A 20,911-nucleotide genomic window follows, 5' to 3' on the forward strand; every position below is an offset into this window, starting at 1 on the left:
ACTATTCAAACCATTGTAAATAAAGGTTTTTAAATTTTAACCAATAGAACCTTCCATCTCAAACTTAATCAAACGGTTCATTTCAACTGCGTATTCCATTGGTAGTTCTTTTGTGAATGGCTCGATGAAGCCCATGACGATCATTTCTGTTGCTTCTTCTTCAGAAATTCCGCGGCTCATCAAGTAGAATAGCTGTTCTTCTGATACTTTTGATACCTTCGCTTCGTGCTCTAATGAAATGTTGTCGTTTAAGATTTCATTATAAGGAATCGTATCAGATGTTGATTTGTTATCCATGATGAGTGTGTCACACTCGATGTTTGAGCGTGCACCCTCTGCTTTGCGTCCGAAGTGAACGATTCCGCGGTATGTGACTTTACCGCCTTGTTTCGAAATCGATTTCGATACGATCGTTGAAGATGTGTTTGGTGCAAGGTGAATCATTTTTGCACCTGCATCTTGGTGCTGACCTTTACCTGCTAGGGCAATACTTAATGTCATACCACGAGCGCCTTCACCTTTTAGGATGACCGCTGGGTATTTCATTGTCAGCTTAGAACCGATGTTTCCATCAATCCATTCCATTGTTGCATTTTCTTCACATACTGTACGTTTTGTCACAAGGTTGAAGACGTTGTTTGCCCAGTTTTGAATCGTCGTATAACGGCAGTAGCCACCTTTTTTGACGATGATTTCAACAACCGCACTATGAAGTGAGTTTGTTGTGTAAACTGGAGCTGTACAGCCTTCTACGTAATGCACATGTGCGCCTTCATCAACGATGATCAGTGTACGCTCGAACTGACCCATGTTCTCAGAGTTGATTCGGAAGTATGCTTGAAGTGGTGTATCTACTTTTACGCCTTTTGGTACGTAGATGAATGAACCACCAGACCATACAGCCGAGTTAAGCGCAGCAAATTTGTTGTCAGTCGGAGGAATGACTTTTGCCCAGTGCTCACGGAAGATGTCTTCGTTCTCTTTTAATGCACTGTCTGTATCTTTAAACACAATGCCTAGATCTTCAAGATCTTGCTTCATGTTATGATACACAACTTCAGATTCATACTGAGCAGATACACCTGCTAAGTACTTTTGCTCTGCTTCAGGGATTCCAAGCTTATCAAAGGTTTGTTTGATTTCTTCTGGTACTTCATCCCAAGAACGCTCAGAGCGTTCTGATGGTTTTACGTAGTACGTAATTTCATCAAAGTTTAATGCATTTAAATCTCCGCCCCATTGTGGCATCGGCATGTTGTAAAAGTGCTCAAGAGATTTCAGACGGAAGTCGAGCATCCACTGAGGCTCTTCTTTCATACGAGAAATTTCTTCAACGATCTCTTTTGTCAGTCCGCGCTCTGAACGGAAAATGGAAACGTCTTTATCAGAAAAGCCGTATTTATATTCACCAACATCTGGCATTTTTTTAGCCATCCATTTTCACTCCAATCTTATGATTTGCCGTTATCTTCGGCAGATGCGCCTTTTTCAAGCGCCTTCCAGGATAATGTTGCACATTTGATGCGCGCTGGGAATTTTGCGACTCCCTGCAGCGCCTCAATGTCACCAAGATCAATGGAATCGTCGTATTCTTTTCCTAGCATCATATCGGAGAAAATCTGAGACATTTTCAAAGCTGTTTCAATATCTTTCCCTTTAATCGCCTGCGTCATCATAGAGGCAGATGCCATCGAAATCGAGCATCCTTCTCCTTCAAATTTCGCATCGATGACTTTTTCGTCTTCGATTTTCATCGTGAGACGAATGCGGTCACCACACGTTGGGTTGTTCATATCGACGACAATACTGTCGTTTAGCACACCTTTGTTTCTCGGATTTTTATAATGATCCATAATCACTTGTCTGTACAGTGTGTCTAAGTTTACATTAAAAGACATTCGTAAAATACTCCTTTGTCTTACGGAGCGCTGCCATGAGCTCGTCAATCTCCTCTTCTGTATTGTACAGATAGAAGCTTGCTCTTGCAGTCGCTGATACACCAAGCCATTTCATGAGCGGCTGTGCACAGTGATGTCCAGCACGAATGGCGACACCTTCCGTATCTAGAACAGTTGAGGCATCATGAGGATGGACGTCGTCTAAGTTAAACGTCACAAGTCCAGCTCGGTGCTGCGGTCCGTAAACCGTGGCACCTTCAAGCTCTTTAAAGCGCTCAAGTGCGTAAGTCGCAAGCTGATGCTCGTAACGGCTGACTTCCTCCATTCCGATGTCATTTAAGAAATCAATCGCTTTTCCGAGTCCAACTGCTCCTGCAATAATCGGTGTTCCCGCTTCAAATTTCCACGGCAGCTCTTTCCATGTAGAATCATATAGATCCACAAAGTCGATCATTTCACCGCCAAACTCAGCAGGCTCCATATTATTCAAAAGGTCCTTCTTCCCGTAAAGAACACCAATGCCAGTCGGTCCACACATTTTATGCCCAGAGAAGGCGAAAAAGTCGCAATCCAAGTCCTGAACATCAATTTGCATGTGCGGGGTGCTCTGGGCACCATCGACGACGATAATTGCACCATGATCGTGAGCAATCTTTGCGATGTCTTTAATTGGGTTGATGGTTCCTAATACGTTTGAGACATGTGTGACAGCAACGATTTTCGTTTGATGTGTGATGGTTTGCTTCACATCTTCAAGCGACAGCGTGCCGTCTTCCTGTAACGGAATATATTTCAATGTGGCGCCAGTTGCTTTTGCTGCCTGCTGCCAAGGGATGATATTCGCATGATGCTCCATATGCGTAATGACGATCTCATCGCCTTCTTTGAGGTTTGCTCTTGCATAGCTGATTGCCACTGTGTTTAGTGCGGTTGTTGTACCTCTAGTAAAAATAATCTCCTGGACAGAAGAAGCGCCAATGAATGCTCGAACTTTCTCTCTTGCACCCTCGTATGCGTCCGTTGCTTTTGTGCCAAGGGTATGAACACCCCGGTGGACGTTCGAGTTGTAAGACCGGTAATACTCATTCATTGCATCAATGACAACTCGTGGTTTTTGAGATGTCGCTGCACTGTCCAAATACACCAAATCATGTCCGTTCACTTGCTGATGAAGGATTGGAAACTGCTCACGAACGTCTTTGATATTCATTATTTTACTTTCCTTTCAATCACAGAAACGAGCTGCTTTTTAACTCCTTCAATCGGCAGTTCTTTGACGACTGGATTTAAGAAGCCATAAATGACAAGTCTTTCTGCATCTTCTTTGGAAATCCCACGGCTCATGAGGTAATACAATTGAATTGGATCAACACGCCCAACAGAAGCAGCGTGCCCTGCTGTTACATCATCTTCATCGATTAAAAGAATTGGGTTAGCGTCACCGCGTGCTTTCTCACTCAGCATGAGAACACGAGATTCTTGCTCTGCATTTGACTTCGTTGCACCATGCTCGATTTTACCAATTCCGTTAAAGATAGAGGATGCTTGATCCTTCATGACACCATGCTTCAAGATATACCCTTCAGAGTTTTTACCGAAGTGGATGATGCTTGTTGTGAAGTTTTCCGTTTGATTCCCGCGGCCAACAACAACTGATTTCGTATCTCCGAATGTACCGTCGCCCATAAGCTTCGTGATGTTTTCAGACACGACGTTTCCATCATTCATCAGGCCAAGCGCCCATTCGATTTTACTGTCACGACCATTTGCCATACCACGTCTATTCACATAGACTGTCACACCTTCTGCAAGGTTATCCACTGCACCGTAAGTGACGCGGGCATTTGCACCCGTGAAGACTTCAGACACGATATTGAAGATCGCTTCTTCTGGTGTTGCCGTACTGATGTAGTTTTCTACATATGTCACAGCACTATGATCGTCTGCTACAACGATGACATGGTTAAACAACGTTGTTTCGTCATTTTCATGAAGATAAACGGCTTGGATTGGTGCTTCAAGCTCTACGTTTTTCGGTACATAGAGGAAAGCTCCGCCATTCACTAAAGCAGCATGTAAAGCTGTTAGTTTGTGCTCATCCACTTTCACTGCATCAGTCATGAAATATTTCTTCACTAGCTCTCCATGTTCGCGAATCGCTGTATGGATATCAGTGAAGATCACGCCTTTGTCTTTTGCTTCAGTAGAAAGAGACAAGTATGCTGGCGTTTGATCACGCTGAATATAGACTGTCTTATCTGTGTCCTCTAAATCAATAAGAGACTTCACTTCTTCAGGAAGCTCTTCTAAAGATCCAAATGGCGCACTTTCAACTGTATGCTGTTTGAAATTGGTTAAATTCCATTTTGAAATATTCGTTTTGTCAGGCTTTGGCATTGGGAGGTCTTCTGCTTTTTCAAGAGCCTGTAAGCGAAGGGAGCTCATCCATGCCGGTTCCTGATGCTTCTCGGAGAAGCTTTTGACATAATCTTGATCTACTGATAATTTCGTTTCTAATGTCATCAATAATCCTCCTAACGCTTACGCTTCTTGACCAACAGTTTCGTCTTCAATTCCTAACTCTTTTTTAATCCAGTCATAACCTTCTGCTTCTAGACGCTGCGCGAGTTCTGGTCCGCCAGATTTCACAATACGTCCTTGCATCATGACATGAACGTGATCTGGTGTGATGTAGTTCAATAGACGCTGATAGTGAGTGATCATTAAGCAGCCGAAGCTTTCGCCGCGCATTTTATTAATCCCTTTAGAAACAACTTTCAGTGCATCGATATCAAGACCAGAGTCGATTTCGTCAAGGATGGCGATTTTTGGTTCAATCATCATTAATTGAAGAATTTCGTTACGTTTTTTCTCCCCACCTGAGAAACCTTCGTTTAGGTAGCGCTGTGCCATATCTGGGTCCATTTCAAGGAATTCCATGTTTTCGTCCATTTTGCGGATGAATTTCATGAGAGAGATTTCATCGCCTTCTTCTCTGCGTGCGTTAATAGCCGAACGAAGGAAGTCTGCATTTGTTACACCACTAATTTCAGATGGATATTGCATTGCAAGGAAAAGACCCGCTTGAGCGCGCTCATCTACTTCCATTTCAAGAACATCTTCGCCATCAAGCAAAATGCTGCCTTTTGTCACTTCATACTTAGGATGGCCCATGATTGCAGCAGATAAAGTAGATTTACCTGTACCGTTTGGTCCCATTACTGCGTGGAATTCTCCACCTTTTATTTCTAGGTTTACACCTTTTAAGATTTCTTTCCCTTCAATCTCAACGTGCAAGTCCTTAATTGTTAATGTCGAAGCAGTCATATATCGATACCTCCAAAATAATCATTATTCTCAATTTATTCTCATTCTAATTTTATAACAAATTAAAAGTGAATACAACACATTCACGACAAGCGTGAGAGGATGCTCTCAAAATTCTAACAAAAAATACAGGTAGATAAAAGGATTTATGTCGAAAAGACTGTTTTCATAAAGAAAGGGCGGGAAACTGTTCTCCCCGCCCCTTAGCTATCAATAGCCTCGTATATTCATTTTTGCGAGCTGTCTTTTCTCATCTCGATAGGACTGCTCTCGTTTAAGTTCTACTTTCATTCGTAAGTCATGGTCTCTTTCGTACTCTGCATAACTCATGCCATGAGATTGATGCATGGCCTTTTCCATCTCGGCGGTATAATCCAATCCCAGTGTACTCTGGTCCGAACAAATAATAAACCATTCCCTTCTCTGAGTGTAGCTTTATTGTATCAAAGGCATGCTGCTTCACTCAAAAAGGATATGACGCGGTATACTGGCATATTTTCTCACACACTTGTCTGAGAAGAACTCAACTCCCTGATATGGAAAAATACCACCTTATCCTTCCCTTAATGCGTCTGTCCTCCAAATTCATCAATACATTGCTGAACAACTGTGATGCCTTGACTTAGCGCAGCACCGCCGCCAAACGCTGCCGCCACACTGACGACCTCCAGCAAATTCTCTTCTGTTGCGCCTTGGTCGAGCGCTCCCTTTGTATGATAAATCATGCAATATTCATCCTGTGCATGAATGCTGATGCCAAGGGCAATCATTTGTTTTTCTTTTTGCGTTAATGAATCGCTCTGGAAGCACTGCTCCGTAAATTCATTGAATTTCTTGCCAAACACCGGCATTTTCTTCTGAAATTCACCCATTGCCGTTTTATAATCCGTCAGTGATTGCTGCATCGATCCGCTCATATGTTGTTCATTCATCTTCATTCCATCCCTTCAGGTCATTTGTTCGTTTTTATTATGAGCGAGATTTGAAAAAATACACAAAAAAACCTCGCTTTGATGAAAGCGAGGTTGCAGATTATTGACAAAGGGCTAAAATGATCTTTATTTTAGCCCTTTGTCTTCTTTTTGTTATTCAGATACAGGCAATACTGCACCATCATACTTTTTGTCGATGAATTCTTTGATTTTATCAGAGTGAAGAACTTCCATTAATACCTTAATCTTCTCTGATTTTTCGTCACCTTTGCGAACAGCGACGATGTTTGCATACGGGTTATTTTTCGTTTGCTCAAGTTCGATTGAATCTTTTTTCGGATTCAATTTATTTTGGATCGCATAGTTGACGTTGATAAATACAGCGTCGCCTTCACTGTTTTCATAAGCTTTTGCTGTTAGTTCAGGAGCAATTTTTTTGAATTTCAGGTTCTTCGGGTTTTCTTTGATGTTTTTGACTGTTGCGTTGATTGTATCTACTTTTGGATCAAGCTTGATCACACCAGCATTTTGTAATAGAGCAAGCATACGTCCTTGCTCAGCTACGTTGTTTGTCATGATGATCGTGCCGCCGTTTGGAATATCTTTTACTGATTTGTATTTCTTAGAGTAGATACCGAAAGGCTCAAGGTGAACGGCACCAGCACTTACTAGGTTGTAATCTTTGTTTGATTTATTTTCTTCGTTTAAGTAAGGGATATGTTGGAAAAAGTTCGCATCCACTTCTTTTTCAGCTAATGCTTTGTTGTACATTTTATAATCGCTCAGTACTTTCACTTTTAGATCGTAGCCTTTTTCTTTTAAAAGTGGTTTTGCTTCTTCAAGAATCTCGGCATGTGGTGTTTTTGAAGCTGCAACCGTGATGGTTTTGTTATCGCTTGCGTTATTTGATGAACCGCAAGCAGCTAAAATGCCTGCAAATGCTAGAAATAGTGCACTTAAAATCAATTTCTTCATGAATAATTCCTCCCTTAACGTTTATCAATTTTATTTGTAATCAAATCACCGATTATTTGAATGATAAAGACGATGATCAGAATAAACACAGTGGCTACAAGTGTGACATCTGTATTACCAGATTGGTATCCTTCTACATAAGCAAGGTCACCTAGTCCGCCTGCTCCAATTGCTCCTGCAATCGCAGTAGAGCCAATCAGAGCAATCGCTGTTACAGTAATTCCTGAAATAAGGGCTGGCAGTGATTCTGGCAGCAATACTTTGAAAATAATGGTCGACGTTTTTGCTCCCATAGATCGTGCTGCTTCAATGACTCCTTTGTCTACTTCACGCAGTGCAATTTCAACAAGACGTGCGTAGAAAGGAGCTGAGCCAATGACAAGGGCTGGTAATGCTGCATTTGGGCCTAATATCGTGCCCATAATTAGTTTAGTAAATCCTAATAATAGAATGATTAATATGATAAAGGGAATCGATCTGAAAATGTTGACGACTGCGCCGATGACAGCATTAATTGGTTTGTTTTCCCATAAACCGCCTTTACTTGTCAAAAAGAGCAACAGCCCAAGGATGATGCCGATAGCAAAAGCAAACGCTAATGCAATGAGTGTCATATAGACCGTCTCACCCGTCGCGTTCCAAATAACCTCTAGATCAACGTTCGGAAACCATTTCTCAAACATGTGTCATCACCTCAATTTCAACCTGTTTGCTTTGGATATAGGCGATGGCTTTTTTAACTTCGTTCTCGTCTCCATTAATATGGATAAAGAGTGTTCCAAACGCGCCTTCCTGCGTTTGAGAAATCTTTCCTTGCAGGATGTTCACATCGACCTTGAAGGATCGAATGATTTCCGTGATCAGCGGCTGTTCGGCAGAATCTCCGATAAAGGACAACCGGACGACCTGACCTTCTTTTACTCTCTCTAGGACGTGCTCGATCGTTTCTTTTGCTTCTTCTGGTTCAGCAAGCTGTTTCACGAATCGCTTCGTCATTTCTTCTTTCGGCTGTCTGAAGACACGTAATACTTCGCCTTCTTCGACAATACGGCCATTCTCCATCACCGCCACACGGTGACAAATTTTGCGAATGACGTGCATTTCGTGTGTGATCAATACAATGGTGAGTCCTAGTCGTTTATTAATATCGGCTAAAAGCTCAAGGATGGAATCCGTTGTTTGTGGATCAAGCGCAGAAGTGGCTTCGTCACATAGCAGAACTTTTGGGTCATTCGCTAATGCTCTCGCAATCCCTACACGCTGCTTTTGCCCGCCGCTGAGCTGAGAAGGATATGCATTTTCTTTTCCTTCTAAACCGACCAATTTAATCAGTTCGTTTGCACGAGCTCTCCGTTTTGACGTTGGTACACCTGCGATCTCGAGCGGGAACATAATATTTTGTCTCACTGTTCTTGACCAGAGCAAGTTAAAGTGCTGGAAAATCATGCTGATTTCTTGTCTTGCTTTCCGAAGTTTCGCATTCGATACTTCATTGATCCGGTTGCCTGCCACTTCAACGATTCCTTCTGTTGGCAACTCCAGACCGTTTAATAGGCGAATCAAGGAGCTTTTCCCAGCGCCGCTATACCCGATAATTCCGAATATTTCACCTTTATCGATATCCAAGTTGACGTCTTTCACGGCATCAACATTTCCGCTTTTTGAATGATACGTTTTTGATACATTCTGTAAATGGATCACAGTCTGTTCACCTGCTTTCTTGCTGAATCTATAGGTTGCCATCACATACGTTCATTTATTCTTCCGACTGTTATGACTCTAGCCTGACGCAAGGTCAGTAAAAAAGACCTAACTGCAACGCAAGCAGAAAGGCCTTTTATATCAAATACGCCTTTCTCTCATCTTTCAAAGCGTTGCGGCTTTGAGTGAATTGGCACCAATTTCAGCTATGCTGACGGTTGCCGGGTTTCATAGGGCACGTCCCTCCACCTCTCTTAATAAGAGAAAATATGTTGTTTTATGTGATGTTCATGTTTTTACTAACGTAGAATATCATGCTATCTGAGATATGTCAACGCTGTAAATCGCTAATTTCCAAGTAAACGACTACGTTATCATTTTTCGAAAAAAACCGTTCGTCAGCCAAAGTACCGCTTCTAGTCTAAGAAGTGCTCGAAATGAGCCTTTCACTTTCACTTGTCCTCTGCTGATCAGCTGCTGTAAGGACATGTCTCCATCTAATAATTGCAAAATCTCTTTTCGCTCACCATAAAAGATGAGATCCGATAACTCAATTGCAGGTAGTTTCTTCACTTCACCACGTTCATCCACAATCAATGTACAAGAGTCCGTTTCCGCCTCAAATGTAATCTTCAAGGATGATGATGAGAGCAACGGCTTTAACAATAATCGCTGCCCTGCACTTCCATGGGCTTTCACATTTTCCACATGTATAACCTCCCTGTCATTTGGTTATACATAACATTTCTCTACAAACATCGGCTTGTCCTTTATAAATAGCTCGACAAATTTTCAAATGAATTGCTTGAAATATGACAAAAAAACGCTTTATTTAGCGGTTTCAATCATTTCGTGAAGATATGGAACGGAGTGAAAGGCATAGCCTTTTTGCACGATTTCACCCTTTTTAAACAGGAGAAAGCAAGGGACACTTTCGATCTCAAATGCTTTTGCAAAACTTGGCGAGTAATTTAAATTATTCTCATAAAAAGGAACTTCCGGCTGCATGGCATCAACCACTGCCAGCATCTTCTTTGCCAGCTGGCATGTTCCGCAAAATGGTGTATATAAGTACAAAAGAAATAAATCGTCCTCTATCTCCTTGAATTCATGCTCTTCAATCTCTTTCATATACGTCACCCTTATAAATATTTCGAATGAACATCAATGTTTGCAGCTAATAGAATAGATGCAATATGGGCTGACGGTGAAGCGGCCACTTCGCGGTACGTTCTGTCGACAAAAAGATGCAGTGCTTCAGGGAATTCTTTTCGAAATTGCTTCCGCAGTTTGTCGCCAGCATCGTCACTGTCTGCTAATATGTAAACGTCTTTCCCGAATAAATCGTCCACAAGCTGATCCAGCTTCGAAGTACTGATCGTGCCATTGGTGCAAATGATGGTAACAGGTTCACTTATGACTTCTTTTAGCTTCTGTTTATCTGATTTACCTTCTACAATGATGACCTTTTCTATCTCGACATTCATCACGATCACCCGGCCCTTTTGACGTTGATTCACTTCTTCCTTAGATTACAATCTTTCATTCAGGTTGTAAAGATTGGGCAATTGATCAACAAAAAGACTGCAGCAATCACTGCAGCCTTATCTGTGATCAGCACCAGCCATTTTCATAGTCACAGTCTACATATTTTTCAGTCCCATGGGTCAACGTATCTGACAGACGATAAAAACGGTTTTGATCATAGGAATAACCTGATTTTAATTCATATTGATTTTCACTAATCATCGTGCCAATCTCTTCGTTTTGATGGTAAAGCACCATGCCGCTCTCTTTGAATCGTCCAGTGACATGCTCTGTTATATCCACCTGTTCTTTTTGAAAAGACAAATTGGACACCCCCCATATAGGTAGAGTGTCCAATTTCACATGAATTAGTCTTCTTTTGTCATTTCTTCATATTGCTCAGCTGTCATTAAGTTCTCGATTTCAGACGCATCCGCTGGCTCTACTACGATCATCCAAGCTTTTTCGTATGGAGAGTCGTTGACGAACTCTGGGCTGTCATCAAGCTCATCGTTTACTTCAACGATTGTGCCGTTAATCGGTGCGTATAGTTCAGAAACTGTTTTGACTGATTCTACACTTCCGAAAGGCTCGTCCGCTGTGATTTTGTCTCCTACTTCAGGAAGCTCAACGAACACGATATCCCCTAGCTCAGATTGAGCAAAATGCGTAATACCGATACGCACCTTATCTCCTTCTACTTTGACCCATTCGTGTTCTTCTGAATAACGTAAATCTTTTGGTGTGCTCATTTCATACCCCTCCAGTCTTTTCTTACAATCTATATTGAAGATACCACAATCTGAATGAAAGTTACATCATTTCCAGACGCTTTTAAATGTATCTTCATTAAATCCAACTGTCACTCGTTTGCCGTCTGTTGTTATTGGACGCTTGATTAGCATTCCGTTAGACGCAAGTAATTCAAGCTGTTCGTCCTCTGACATTGCAGGAAGTTTATCTTTCAGCTGCAGCTCTCTGTATTTCTGACCGCTCGTATTAAAGAATTTCTTCAGCTCTAAACCGCTTTTTTCGTAAAGGGCTTTTAATGTTTCTTTATCAGGCGTCTCTTCGACGATATGTATGCTGTTGATGTCTTTATTGTGTTCTTCCAGCCATTTCTTTGCTTTTCGGCATGTACCGCAAGATGGGTATTCGTAAAAATCTAAAGCCACCATTTTCACCTCCTGCAAATAGTGACAACATTTTATCACAAAACATGTTAAAAACCTAAATGTATGCTTACAAAAAGGTGCGACATGATATCCGCACCTTTTAAGCCGTCTTATACGATATATTTCTCTGCTTCAAAGATTCGTTTCGCCACCTCACGCTTTTTCGCAATGACATTCATTGGTGTGAATCTTGTCAGCTTGCGAAGGGCTGACAGACTCATACGGAGTGAATCTCCTTCTTCCATGGCAATCAATGATTCTTTCGCATGAGCTTCAATCTTTAAAAAGGCTTCCTGTGTGAAAATTTGTGTATACGCAAGCTTTTGTGCATTTTTTTCTGCGCCTGATGCAGCAATTGCTTTTTCCGTACGCAAGACCGCCGACTCAGCAGCAAAGAGTTCATTGACGATATCTGCTATATTCACAAGGATTTCTTGCTCTTTATCTAATGCTTTTCCATACTTCATCGCCGCCATTCCAGATACCATTAAGGCGATCTTTTTCGCATGGGCAAGTAAGTATTTCTCTTGATCAAGCGGCTGATCACCCGGCTCTTCCGGCATCATCAGCAGCAGCTCTTCCTGCAGGGTTTGCGCTTTTTGAAGAAGTGGAAGCTCTCCTTTCATCGCTTTCTTCAAGAATGTGCCTGGCACAAGCAATCGGTTAATTTCGTTCGTTCCTTCGAAAATACGGTTAATTCGTGAGTCACGATAAGCTCTTTCGACTTCGTATTCTTGCATGAAACCATATCCGCCGTGAATCTGCACACCTTCATCCACAATGTAATCGAGCGTTTCAGAGCCAAGCACTTTACAAAGAGAGCATTCAATCGCATATTCTGCAATGGATTGCGCAATTTGTTTCCCATCCTTTTGCTCCTCGTCACTTAACAGACCCATTCTTTGTTCAAATAACCCGACTGTGCGGTATACAGCACTTTCCATGGCATAGAGCTTTGCCGACATGTTGGCTGCTTTTTCGCCAATTAAGCTAAATTGAGAAATTGGTGTTTTAAACTGCTTACGCTGATTGGCATACTCTGCCGATAATTGAATGACTCGTTTTGATGCACCGATTGTCCCTACAGCCAGCTTATAGCGTCCAATGTTTAAAATGTTAAAGGCAATGACATGACCTCTGCCTGCTTCACCAAGCAAATTCTCCTTTGGCACTTCGGCATCTTCAAGGATTAACGTTCTCGTCGAGGACCCTTTAATGCCCATCTTTTTCTCTTCAGGTCCTGTTTTGACTCCAGGAAAATCCTTTTCTACGATGAAAGCAGAGAAGTGTTCACCATCAATCTTCGCATACACGACAAACACATCGGCAAATGCGGAGTTTGTGATCCATTGTTTTTCCCCATTGAGGACATAATGTGTTCCAGCTTCATTCAGGACTGCCGTTGTTTTCGCACCTAGCGCATCAGAACCTGACCCTGGCTCTGTTAGGGCATAGGCCGCAATTGTTTCTCCAGAGGCGAGTCCTGGCAGGTACTTTTCCTTTTGCGATTGATTGCCGAACAGCACGATCGGCAAAGAACCGATCCCGACATGGGCGCCGTAAGAAAGAGAGAAGCTGCCTGCTCTTGCAAATTTTTCAGTAATGATGGCTGAGCTGATTTTATCTAGCCCAAGCCCGCCAAATTCCTCAGGAACATCAGCACCAAGCAGGCCAAGCTCTCCAGCCTTTTTTAAGAGACGAACAGAATGCTCGAACTCATGATTTTCAATTTGATCTATGTGCGGAACGACATCTTGTAAAATGTAATCTTCTGTTGTTTTCCCGATCATTTGATGTTCATCAGAGAAATCCTCTGGTGTAAAGATATGCTCATAATTCGTCTCATCAATTAAGAAACTGCCACCCTTTTTTACATCTTCCATTGCTTTCATTCTGTTTTCCCCCTTTAGATCAATTCAAAAATGCCTGCTGCTCCCATGCCCCCGCCGATACACATCGTCACAATACCAAATTGTTCATTTCGCCGTTTCATTTCATGTATGAGTGACAGCGTGAGTTTCGTTCCTGTACAGCCTAGCGGATGTCCTAATGCAATGGCGCCGCCGTTGACATTCACCTTCTCTTCATCGATTCCTAAATGACGAATGACTTGAATCGCCTGAGAAGCAAATGCTTCATTTAATTCAAACAGTCCGATGTCCTTCAGCTCTAGACCAGCAATTTTCAGTGCACGCGGAATGGCTTCAACCGGCCCAATTCCCATGACTTCAGGTGGTACACCGCCAACAGCAAACGCCCTGAACTTGGCGAGCGGCTGAAGAGAAAAAGAAGATGCTTTTTCCCGATCCATCATCATGACACATGCCGCTCCATCACTCGTCTGCGAAGAGTTTCCTGCAGTCACTGTGCCTTTTGTTGAGAAGGCAGGTCGTAACGTTGCGAGAACCTCCTCTGTTGTGCCCGCTCTGACACCTTCATCTTGTGAGAACATAAATTGGCGTTCTTCTAGTTGATACTGCTCTCCTACCCGTCTTTCTGTCACATCAACGGGAACAATTTCATCTGAAAATTTCCCTTCTTGAAGTGCCTTTGCTGCCTTTTGATGGCTCCTCACCGCAAAAGCATCTTGATCTTGACGTGTGACCTGATACTTTTGCGCCACTTGCTCCGCTGTGTGGCCCATGCTCATATAGTATTCAGGCGCTTGCTCTGCCAAAAGAGCGTTTGGACGAATGGAGTGACCCATCATTGGGACTTGCGACATCGATTCGACGCCTCCGGCTAAAATGGTTTCTGCCTGCCCAAGCATAATTCGTTCACCTGCATAAGCAATTGACTGCAGACCAGAAGAGCAATAGCGGTTAATGGTGATAGCAGGTACTGTATATGGCAAACCTGCTAATGCCCCGATATTCCGGGCCACATTCAGCCCTTGCTCTGCTTCTGGTGTCGCACATCCGATGATTAAATCATCGATTGTTCCATCATAATCACCGGCACGCTTTAGCGTTTCTTTTACACACAATGCGCCCATATCATCAGGTCTGACATCTTTTAATGATCCTTTTTTGGCTTTCCCTACTGGTGTTCTTGCGCCAGCTACAATCACTGCTTCTCTCATTTTGACTCCCCCCTAGTTACGTAAAGGTTTTCCTTTAACGAGCATGTGCTGCATGCGTGCCTGAGATTTGACTTCCCCTACAAGACTTAAAAAGGCTTCTCTTTCAAGCTCTAATAAGTATTGTTCATCCACCTCTGTACCAAATGGCAATTTGCCGCCAGAAATGACATGCGCTAGTTTTTTCGCAATGGTCATGTCATGGTCTGAAATGTATCCAGACAATCTCATGTTTTCAGCAGCCAGCACCATTGCTGCGTAGCCTGTTTCCCCCATCACGGGCACCTTTCGCTTCAGAGGTGCACGATAACCCGCTTCATCAAGAGAAAGAACGAGTTGTTTCGCATCATGGATTAAATGATCACCATTCATGCTGATCCGGTCATTCACTCGAAGCATCTTCATATCACGCGCTTCCTCTGCTGATGTAGATACCTTTGCCATCGCAATGGCTTCAAAGGTTTGTAGCGCAGCATCTTGGATCGCAGTTGCTGATGGCTTTTCCGCTCCTTGTAGATGCCGAATATAGAGTTCTTTGTTTCCGCCTCCGCCCGGTATGAGTCCGACCCCCGCTTCAACAAGCCCCATATACGTTTCACTGGACGCTTGGATAGCGGCTGCTGGTAGACAAAGCTCCGTCCCTCCGCCAAGTGTCATACCAAACGGTGCAGCCACAACTGGACGGTCACTATACTTCACCTTCATCATCGCCTGCTGGAACCTGCGAATGACAAAATCAATTTCAAAGAAGTTGTCGTCCTGTGCTTCCATTAAAATTAAGGCGAGATTCGCACCAACACAGAAGTTCTTTCCTTGGTTGCCGATGACCAGCCCTTTATAATTCTTTTCCGTTTCATCTACAGCACGATTGATCATATCAATGACATCAAGCCCAATGGCATTGCTTTTCGAATGAAATTCAAGCAAGGTCACATCATCCCCGATATCGATCAAGCTTGCACCTGTATTTTTAAAAATGACATCGTGTTTCTTTTTCAATCTAGCTAATGAAATATTCTTGTCGTTTCCCTTTTCCTGTTCATAAGCACCATTCTGATAAAATGCACGGTCTCCTTCGGCATTTTCTTGATAGAACGTGTCATGTCCTTCTGCAAGCATATCTTGCACCCAGGTCGGGATGCTGTGCCCTTCCGCTTCCATTCGACTGACGGCTTTTTTCACGCCAATCGCATCCCACAGCTCGAACGGGCCATGCTGCCAGCCAAATCCCCATTTCATGGCGTTATCAATGGACTGAATATCATCCGCAATGTCGCCTTTTAGATGAGCTGAATAAAGAAGAACAGGTGCGGTCATATTCCAAAGCAATTGCCCAGCACGGCCGTCTTGATAAATAAGCGCTTTCAATTTCGCTTTTGTCCCCTTTTGCTGCTTGGCAATGTCAATACCCGGATCCTTTAGCTTTGTCCGTTCTCCGTATGTGAGTGTGACAGGATCAAGCTCTAAAATGGTCTTCCCATTTTTTTGATAAAACCCTTGCCCTGCCTTGCTGCCGATCCACCCTTTTTCAAGCATTCTTTCCATAAACTCAGGCAGCTGAAAAATATCTTTTTCCTTTCCTTCTACCTGTTCATACACATTGCGGGCTACATGAGAAAATGTGTCGAGCCCCACCACATCAAGTGTGCGGAAGGTCGCACTTTTCGGTCTGCCAATAAGAGGACCTGTGACAGAATCGACCTCTCCGATCGTGTATTTGTTCTCAAGCATTTCACGCACTGTGACAAGAAGCCCATAAGTGCCAATTCGGTTGGCAATAAAGTTCGGTGTATCTTTTGCTTCGACCACACCCTTGCCAAGTACATCTTCACCAAATGTTTTCATATATGAGAGTACTTCTGGATCTGTTTCTTGAATAGGAATTACTTCTAAAAGTTTTAAATAACGAGCTGGGTTAAAAAAGTGAGTGCCTAAAAAGTGGCGTTTAAAATCAGCTGATCGGCCTTCTGCCATTTTTTCAACAGAAATACCGGATGTATTGCTGGATACGATGCTGCCTTCTTTGCGGTGTTCGTCGATGAGAGAGAATACGTGTTGTTTAATGCTGAGCTTTTCAGTGACGACTTCAATGATCCAGTCAGCATCGTGTAATAAGGAAAGGTGATCTGTGAGATTTCCGGGTGTGATGTATGATAGGTTTTTGGCTGAAGTAAGAGGTGCTGGCTTTTGCTTTAACAATTTTTTCATTGCGTCTTGGCTTAATCTATTTCGAACACTAGGGTGATCAAGCGTTAACTTTTTTGCCGTTTCTTCCTTTGTCAGTTCATTTGGCACAATATCTAGCAATGTTACTGGTATCCCGATATTGGCTAGATGTGCAGCAATGCCTGAGCCCATGACACCTGAACCAATGACAGCCGCCTTGCGAATATGTTTGCCCATAAATATCCCCCTAAACATTTTGAATGAACAGTCATTCATTTTTTGTCCAAAAAAAAGCAATGCCTCTTTCTTTATCTTAAAAGATTTTCCGAAACAGTTCAATAGCAGATTTCAAAAATTTACACATTCTCATGCGTCTTTCTTTACAGCGTATGAATTAAAGACGAGGGGGAATTGTAAGAATGGAGGTGATGTCCACATGTCTCGTTTGCAAAAGAACCCATCAAAAGCAGGCGTAAGTGCTGCAAGTGTGAAAGGAAACGCAGGTCCATCACAAGAAGCAGACCTAGGCGGTAAAAAGACCAGTCAAAATCAGCAATATAAAAAGAAATCGTAAGGAGGAACACATCTTGAACAACCAGCAAATGAATATGCCCCCACAGGTGATTTCAGTAAAGGATTCCTTGTACCTAGAGGATATGCTCAACTGGAATTTGATCGCAATGAAAAAGGCCCACTTTATGGCCGAGCATTGTCAGGATCAAACATTGAAACAAGAACTCAATCAAGTTGGTCAAATGCACCATCAGCATTACACACAAATACTTCAACATTTAGGCAGCTCAGGGCAAGGCCAGTCTTCTGGCTTTATGCAATAGGAGGTAACAGACATGGAACAGCAAAACCAACAAAAAATCGGGAATCCACAAACGCCGGTTCCAACAACGACAAACATGAACGATCGCGACTTTGTCACAGACCTTTTGTCGACTGAAAAATATATGACAAGCGGATATAACACAGCGCTGAATGAATTCAGCCATGAATCTCTTTACCAAGATATTCAGCGAATTGCGCTAGAAACACAAAAAACGCAAAGACATTTATATGATGTCATGTTCAAATATGGCTGGTACTCTGTCGAAGCCGCTGACCAGCAGAAGCTCCAGCAGGCACATCAAAAGTTCCAGCAAACACTGACTGATCAATCACCGTACGGATCATCACCCATGTCATAAAGAAAAACTGCCAGCTCGTACTGGCAGTTTCAGCGTGTAGACAAACCCTCGCATTCGGTGTCAGTCCTGCGTTTCGGTGCTCACGAATGTCAAATTCACTCCGCTCCGATGCTCGTCCTTCCTAGACTGCAAAGGTTTTCTATCACGCTGAAAAGAAGACAAAGGGCTAAAATAAAGTTCATTTTAGCCCTTTGTCAACAATCTGATACTGCCAGCTCGTACTGGCAGTTTTTTAACGGTCTTTATTGGCACGATGAGCTTCATTTAATTGCTTAATCCGCTGAATCGTTTCTTTAATGTCTTCTTTTGCCTCTGGATACGTGTCATTAAAATGCTTGGCTAAAGGCGGCATGCTTTTGGCAATATGAGAATAGATGATCCACTGCGAGACATCTCTTTTCAGTTCCTCATTCGTTTCACCAAGCAGCAGCTCTGTATATTTATCAAGCAGGCCTTCGAGCTTTTCATCTAATTCATTTCCCATTTGTATTCCGCTCCTTTTTTCAGAAAAAAGCCTGACTCTGCGTGTAACAGATGTCAGGCTTTTCACATACGATTATCTTGCAGCAAGAAATGTCTCAGCTTGTGCCTGTTGGACAATACAGCGTCCTCTGCCGTGCGGAATACATAACGGTGTTCCGAATAAAGGATCTGTTGTGACTTGGCAGTTCATATCAAAGACATTTTTCACAAGATCACAGTTAATGACAGTTTCCGGTCTTCCTTCTGCATAAATCGACTTGTCTTTAATGGCCACAAGGTGATGCGCATATCTGCAAGCGAGATTGAGGTCATGCAGAACCATGACAATCGTGCGCTGCTCTTTTTCATTTAAATCAAAAAGAAGATCCAGGATTTCAATTTGGTGCGTCATGTCTAAATACGTTGTTGGCTCATCTAATAGAATAATATCCGTCTCCTGTGCCAATGTCATCGCAATCCATGCACGCTGCCTTTGTCCACCTGATAATGAATCAACCGTTCGATCAGCAAGGTCTTCCATCTTCGTTGACTTCAGTGCACGATTTACCGCTTCTTCATCTTGCTTTGACCATTGCTTCAGCCAATTTTGATAAGGATATCGCCCTTGCTTGACGAGTTGATGCACCGTTAATCCTTCTGGCGCTTCTGGTCCTTGCGGAAGAATGGCGAGCTGTTTCGCCACTTCCTTTGTTGGTAATTTGGCAATGGAATGACCTTCAAGCAGGACAGAACCACCCATTGGCTTCATGAGACGGGCCAAAGAGCGAAGTAGCGTGGATTTACCGCATCCATTGCTGCCAATAAATACTGTGATTTCACCCTTAGGGATTGACACATTTAGTTCGTCTATGATCATTGTTTCTCCGTAACCTAAGCTTAAACCTTCAGTAGAAATGGCACTCATTCCGCTCAAACGCTCCTTTTCTCATCCAAATTTTTTATATTGAATATCGTCTATGTAGACGTCAAAGATCACTTATCTCAATTTAGTGTATCAGATTTAAGTGATCTTGAAAATCATTTTCAATTAAAAAATGAGAAAGTCTCGTTTACTTTTTCTTTTCGAATGCACGTTTTGTCCCATCTTCGAGCTTGATATCGACTCGTATCCGCTGATAATCATCATCTAAATTAAAAGCAGATAATAACTCATTGACATATGTTTCATTAAGCTTTGCACTAGGAATCGACATATCATTGAGCTTCATCTTCATTTCACGTAAAGCTTCTTCTCCTTCATAGCGGACACCATTCATATGATCTCGAATGAGTGCTTCTTCTCTTCCACCTGCTTGACGATAGGTAGCTTCATATAATTCGCTTTTTTGTCCATATTGTACGTGCAATTGCAAATGCTGAAATGGCAGTTCCTTCATTTGAACAGCGGACAGACTTTCAGCTTCTGCTTCATGTGGATGTTGTATTGGTTCGATTGAACGACAGCCAGACAGCATAAAGAACAGCACTCCTAGCAGTCCCGCCTTCTTCCAGCACATCATGTATTTCCTCCTATTTTATAGCATCGTTTTTTATTCTTCTCCAAGCCCCTTTTCGTTATTCAATAAAACAGCAGACTATGGTAGATTAAAACAAAAAGGAGAACCGAATGATGAATAAAACAGCCATTGTGACTGGTGCCAACAGCGGTTTTGGAAAGCTCATCACACTGCGTCTTGCTCAGCAAGGGTACACTGTGATTGCTGGCGTAAGACAGGAAACCAATGCGAAAAAGCTTGCCGAAGAAGTAAAGAACGCCGCTTTATCCGAATCAATACATATTGAAGCATTAGATGTGACAGATACACAGTCCATTCAAGCATTTCAAAAAAGGCTTAATGCCTATGCTCCGATTCACCTGCTTGTGAACAATGCAGGAACGGCCTATGCTGGTTTTGCTGAAGAGGTGCCTGTTGATCAGTACCGAGAGCAATTCGAAGTGAATGTCTTTGGTGTGATGGAAATGACACAAGCAGTCCTTCCGTTGATGACGAGCGGTGCAAAAATATTGAATATGAGCAGTATCAGCGGACTCATGGGAATGCCCGCACTCTCTCCATATGTATCGTCAAAGTTTGCGCTAGAGGGCTATACAGAGAGTTTGCGAATTGAGCTGGCTGCGTTTGGCATTCAGGCCGCTTTGATTGAGCCGGGTTCTTTCCAAACGAACATTTGGGACACCTCCATGAATGAGCAAATGACACCGCCCGCAGCAGGTTCTAAATACACAGCTATTTATGAAAACATGATGTCCTATATAGAGGCGCAAAAAAACAACTATGGAGATCCAGGCGAAGTTGCAGAGCTTGTGGTTTCGCTTGCAGAGAAGAAGCGGCTAAAGAAGCTAAGGTACCTTGTCGGGAAAGGTGTTCGGCTTTCATTCATAGCGAAGCAGCTCCTGCCTTGGAATGTATGGGAAAACATTATTTTACGGACACTATCTTCAAAAAAATAG

The 20,911-nt window shown here is 42.7% G+C and carries 26 protein-coding genes and 1 riboswitch; of the genes, 4 read left to right on the forward strand and 22 right to left on the reverse strand.

The features are described from left to right. Positions 1-36: 36 nt before the first annotated feature. The 19 genes from sufB to ABG082_RS15220 form a co-directional block, all read right to left on the reverse strand. The gene (sufB, locus tag ABG082_RS15130) at positions 37-1,434 is read right to left on the reverse strand and encodes a Fe-S cluster assembly protein SufB (RefSeq protein WP_007500362.1); all 1,398 of its coding nucleotides are present in this window, start codon (positions 1,432-1,434) and stop codon (positions 37-39) included. 17 nt (positions 1,435-1,451) lie between these two features. Beyond that, complete coding sequence (sufU, locus tag ABG082_RS15135) at positions 1,452-1,898, reverse strand: Fe-S cluster assembly sulfur transfer protein SufU (protein ID WP_008347017.1); 447 nt, start codon at positions 1,896-1,898, stop codon at positions 1,452-1,454. Beyond that, positions 1,888-3,108 (reverse strand): cysteine desulfurase, encoded by a 1,221-nt coding sequence (locus tag ABG082_RS15140; RefSeq protein ID WP_007500359.1) that lies wholly within the window; start codon positions 3,106-3,108, stop codon positions 1,888-1,890. Before ABG082_RS15140 ends, sufU begins: the two co-directional genes overlap by 11 nt. Beyond that, complete coding sequence (sufD, locus tag ABG082_RS15145) at positions 3,108-4,421, reverse strand: Fe-S cluster assembly protein SufD (protein WP_035389341.1); 1,314 nt, start codon at positions 4,419-4,421, stop codon at positions 3,108-3,110. The genes ABG082_RS15140 and sufD overlap by 1 nt, the downstream gene beginning before the upstream one ends. Before the next feature lie 18 nt (positions 4,422-4,439). Next, positions 4,440-5,225, reverse strand: coding sequence for a Fe-S cluster assembly ATPase SufC (gene sufC, locus ABG082_RS15150; protein ID WP_007500355.1), 786 nt, complete (start codon positions 5,223-5,225; stop codon positions 4,440-4,442). Positions 5,226-5,435: 210 nt separating this feature from the next. Next, entirely contained in the window at positions 5,436-5,573 is a 138-nt protein-coding gene (locus tag ABG082_RS15155; RefSeq protein ID WP_008356693.1) for a hypothetical protein, read from the reverse strand. Positions 5,574-5,788: 215 nt separating this feature from the next. Then, positions 5,789-6,157, reverse strand: coding sequence for a carboxymuconolactone decarboxylase family protein (locus ABG082_RS15160; RefSeq protein WP_003212803.1), 369 nt, complete (start codon positions 6,155-6,157; stop codon positions 5,789-5,791). A 153-nt stretch (positions 6,158-6,310) separates the two neighbouring features. Next, on the reverse strand, positions 6,311-7,132 hold the full coding sequence (metQ, locus tag ABG082_RS15165; protein WP_007500351.1) for a methionine ABC transporter substrate-binding lipoprotein MetQ: 822 nt from the start codon (positions 7,130-7,132) through the stop codon (positions 6,311-6,313). Positions 7,133-7,146: 14 nt separating this feature from the next. Beyond that, positions 7,147-7,815, reverse strand: coding sequence for a methionine ABC transporter permease (locus ABG082_RS15170; RefSeq protein ID WP_025207943.1), 669 nt, complete (start codon positions 7,813-7,815; stop codon positions 7,147-7,149). After that, a complete protein-coding gene (locus ABG082_RS15175) occupies positions 7,808-8,833 on the reverse strand; it encodes a methionine ABC transporter ATP-binding protein (RefSeq protein ID WP_008347032.1) in 1,026 nt (341 codons plus the stop codon). Before ABG082_RS15175 ends, ABG082_RS15170 begins: the two co-directional genes overlap by 8 nt. 155 nt (positions 8,834-8,988) lie before the next feature. Further along, positions 8,989-9,097: riboswitch (SAM riboswitch) on the reverse strand. A gap of 102 nt (positions 9,098-9,199) precedes the next feature. Beyond that, entirely contained in the window at positions 9,200-9,541 is a 342-nt protein-coding gene (locus tag ABG082_RS15180; RefSeq protein WP_008347033.1) for an SCP2 sterol-binding domain-containing protein, read from the reverse strand. A 120-nt stretch (positions 9,542-9,661) separates the two neighbouring features. Beyond that, the gene (locus ABG082_RS15185; RefSeq protein WP_007500346.1) at positions 9,662-9,964 is read right to left on the reverse strand and encodes a thioredoxin family protein; all 303 of its coding nucleotides are present in this window, start codon (positions 9,962-9,964) and stop codon (positions 9,662-9,664) included. Positions 9,965-9,975: 11 nt separating this feature from the next. Beyond that, complete coding sequence (locus tag ABG082_RS15190) at positions 9,976-10,320, reverse strand: toprim domain-containing protein (protein ID WP_008347035.1); 345 nt, start codon at positions 10,318-10,320, stop codon at positions 9,976-9,978. Positions 10,321-10,447: 127 nt separating this feature from the next. Next, positions 10,448-10,684 carry a YusG family protein gene (locus ABG082_RS15195; RefSeq protein ID WP_348936218.1) on the reverse strand — a complete coding sequence of 79 codons (237 nt, stop codon included), beginning with the start codon at positions 10,682-10,684 and terminating at the stop codon, positions 10,448-10,450. 44 nt (positions 10,685-10,728) lie between these two features. After that, the gene (gcvH, locus tag ABG082_RS15200; RefSeq protein WP_008347039.1) at positions 10,729-11,112 is read right to left on the reverse strand and encodes a glycine cleavage system protein GcvH; all 384 of its coding nucleotides are present in this window, start codon (positions 11,110-11,112) and stop codon (positions 10,729-10,731) included. A 66-nt stretch (positions 11,113-11,178) separates the two neighbouring features. Then, a complete protein-coding gene (locus ABG082_RS15205) occupies positions 11,179-11,535 on the reverse strand; it encodes an arsenate reductase family protein (RefSeq protein ID WP_008356673.1) in 357 nt (118 codons plus the stop codon). Positions 11,536-11,645: 110 nt separating this feature from the next. Next, on the reverse strand, positions 11,646-13,427 hold the full coding sequence (locus tag ABG082_RS15210) for an acyl-CoA dehydrogenase family protein (RefSeq protein WP_348936219.1): 1,782 nt from the start codon (positions 13,425-13,427) through the stop codon (positions 11,646-11,648). Between the two features lie 14 nt (positions 13,428-13,441). Further along, positions 13,442-14,617 carry an acetyl-CoA C-acetyltransferase gene (locus ABG082_RS15215; RefSeq protein WP_348936220.1) on the reverse strand — a complete coding sequence of 392 codons (1,176 nt, stop codon included), beginning with the start codon at positions 14,615-14,617 and terminating at the stop codon, positions 13,442-13,444. Positions 14,618-14,629: 12 nt separating this feature from the next. Beyond that, on the reverse strand, positions 14,630-17,017 hold the full coding sequence (locus tag ABG082_RS15220) for a 3-hydroxyacyl-CoA dehydrogenase NAD-binding domain-containing protein (protein ID WP_348936221.1): 2,388 nt from the start codon (positions 17,015-17,017) through the stop codon (positions 14,630-14,632). Between the two features lie 199 nt (positions 17,018-17,216). Between ABG082_RS15220 and ABG082_RS15225 the strand changes: the two genes are divergently transcribed. Genes ABG082_RS15225 through ABG082_RS15235 form a run of 3 tightly spaced genes read left to right on the forward strand, consistent with a single transcriptional unit; the run spans position 17,217 to position 17,976 of the window. Then, positions 17,217-17,354 (forward strand): YuzL family protein, encoded by a 138-nt coding sequence (locus tag ABG082_RS15225; RefSeq protein WP_008347049.1) that lies wholly within the window; start codon positions 17,217-17,219, stop codon positions 17,352-17,354. Positions 17,355-17,364: 10 nt separating this feature from the next. Further along, a complete protein-coding gene (locus ABG082_RS15230; RefSeq protein WP_060698253.1) occupies positions 17,365-17,616 on the forward strand; it encodes a hypothetical protein in 252 nt (83 codons plus the stop codon). Positions 17,617-17,628: 12 nt separating this feature from the next. Next, the gene (locus ABG082_RS15235; protein WP_007500333.1) at positions 17,629-17,976 is read left to right on the forward strand and encodes a spore coat protein; all 348 of its coding nucleotides are present in this window, start codon (positions 17,629-17,631) and stop codon (positions 17,974-17,976) included. A 232-nt stretch (positions 17,977-18,208) separates the two neighbouring features. Here the strand turns inward: ABG082_RS15235 and ABG082_RS15240 are convergent, their stop codons facing one another. The 3 genes from ABG082_RS15240 to ABG082_RS15250 all read right to left on the reverse strand — a co-directional run bounded on the left by ABG082_RS15240 (position 18,209) and on the right by ABG082_RS15250 (position 19,955). Beyond that, entirely contained in the window at positions 18,209-18,460 is a 252-nt protein-coding gene (locus tag ABG082_RS15240) for a YusU family protein (protein WP_017359282.1), read from the reverse strand. 72 nt (positions 18,461-18,532) lie between these two features. Next, positions 18,533-19,363 (reverse strand): ABC transporter ATP-binding protein, encoded by an 831-nt coding sequence (locus ABG082_RS15245; protein WP_008347057.1) that lies wholly within the window; start codon positions 19,361-19,363, stop codon positions 18,533-18,535. 145 nt (positions 19,364-19,508) lie between these two features. Next, positions 19,509-19,955 (reverse strand): YusW family protein, encoded by a 447-nt coding sequence (locus tag ABG082_RS15250; protein WP_171465740.1) that lies wholly within the window; start codon positions 19,953-19,955, stop codon positions 19,509-19,511. Between the two features lie 113 nt (positions 19,956-20,068). Here ABG082_RS15250 and ABG082_RS15255 point away from each other — a divergent pair, with 113 nt between their 5' ends. After that, positions 20,069-20,911 carry an oxidoreductase gene (locus tag ABG082_RS15255; protein WP_348936222.1) on the forward strand — a complete coding sequence of 281 codons (843 nt, stop codon included), beginning with the start codon at positions 20,069-20,071 and terminating at the stop codon, positions 20,909-20,911.

It is taken from the genome of Bacillus sp. BS1807G30, assembly GCF_040047675.1.
In the GTDB taxonomy this organism is placed as follows: Bacteria; Bacillota; Bacilli; order Bacillales; family Bacillaceae; genus Bacillus; species Bacillus altitudinis.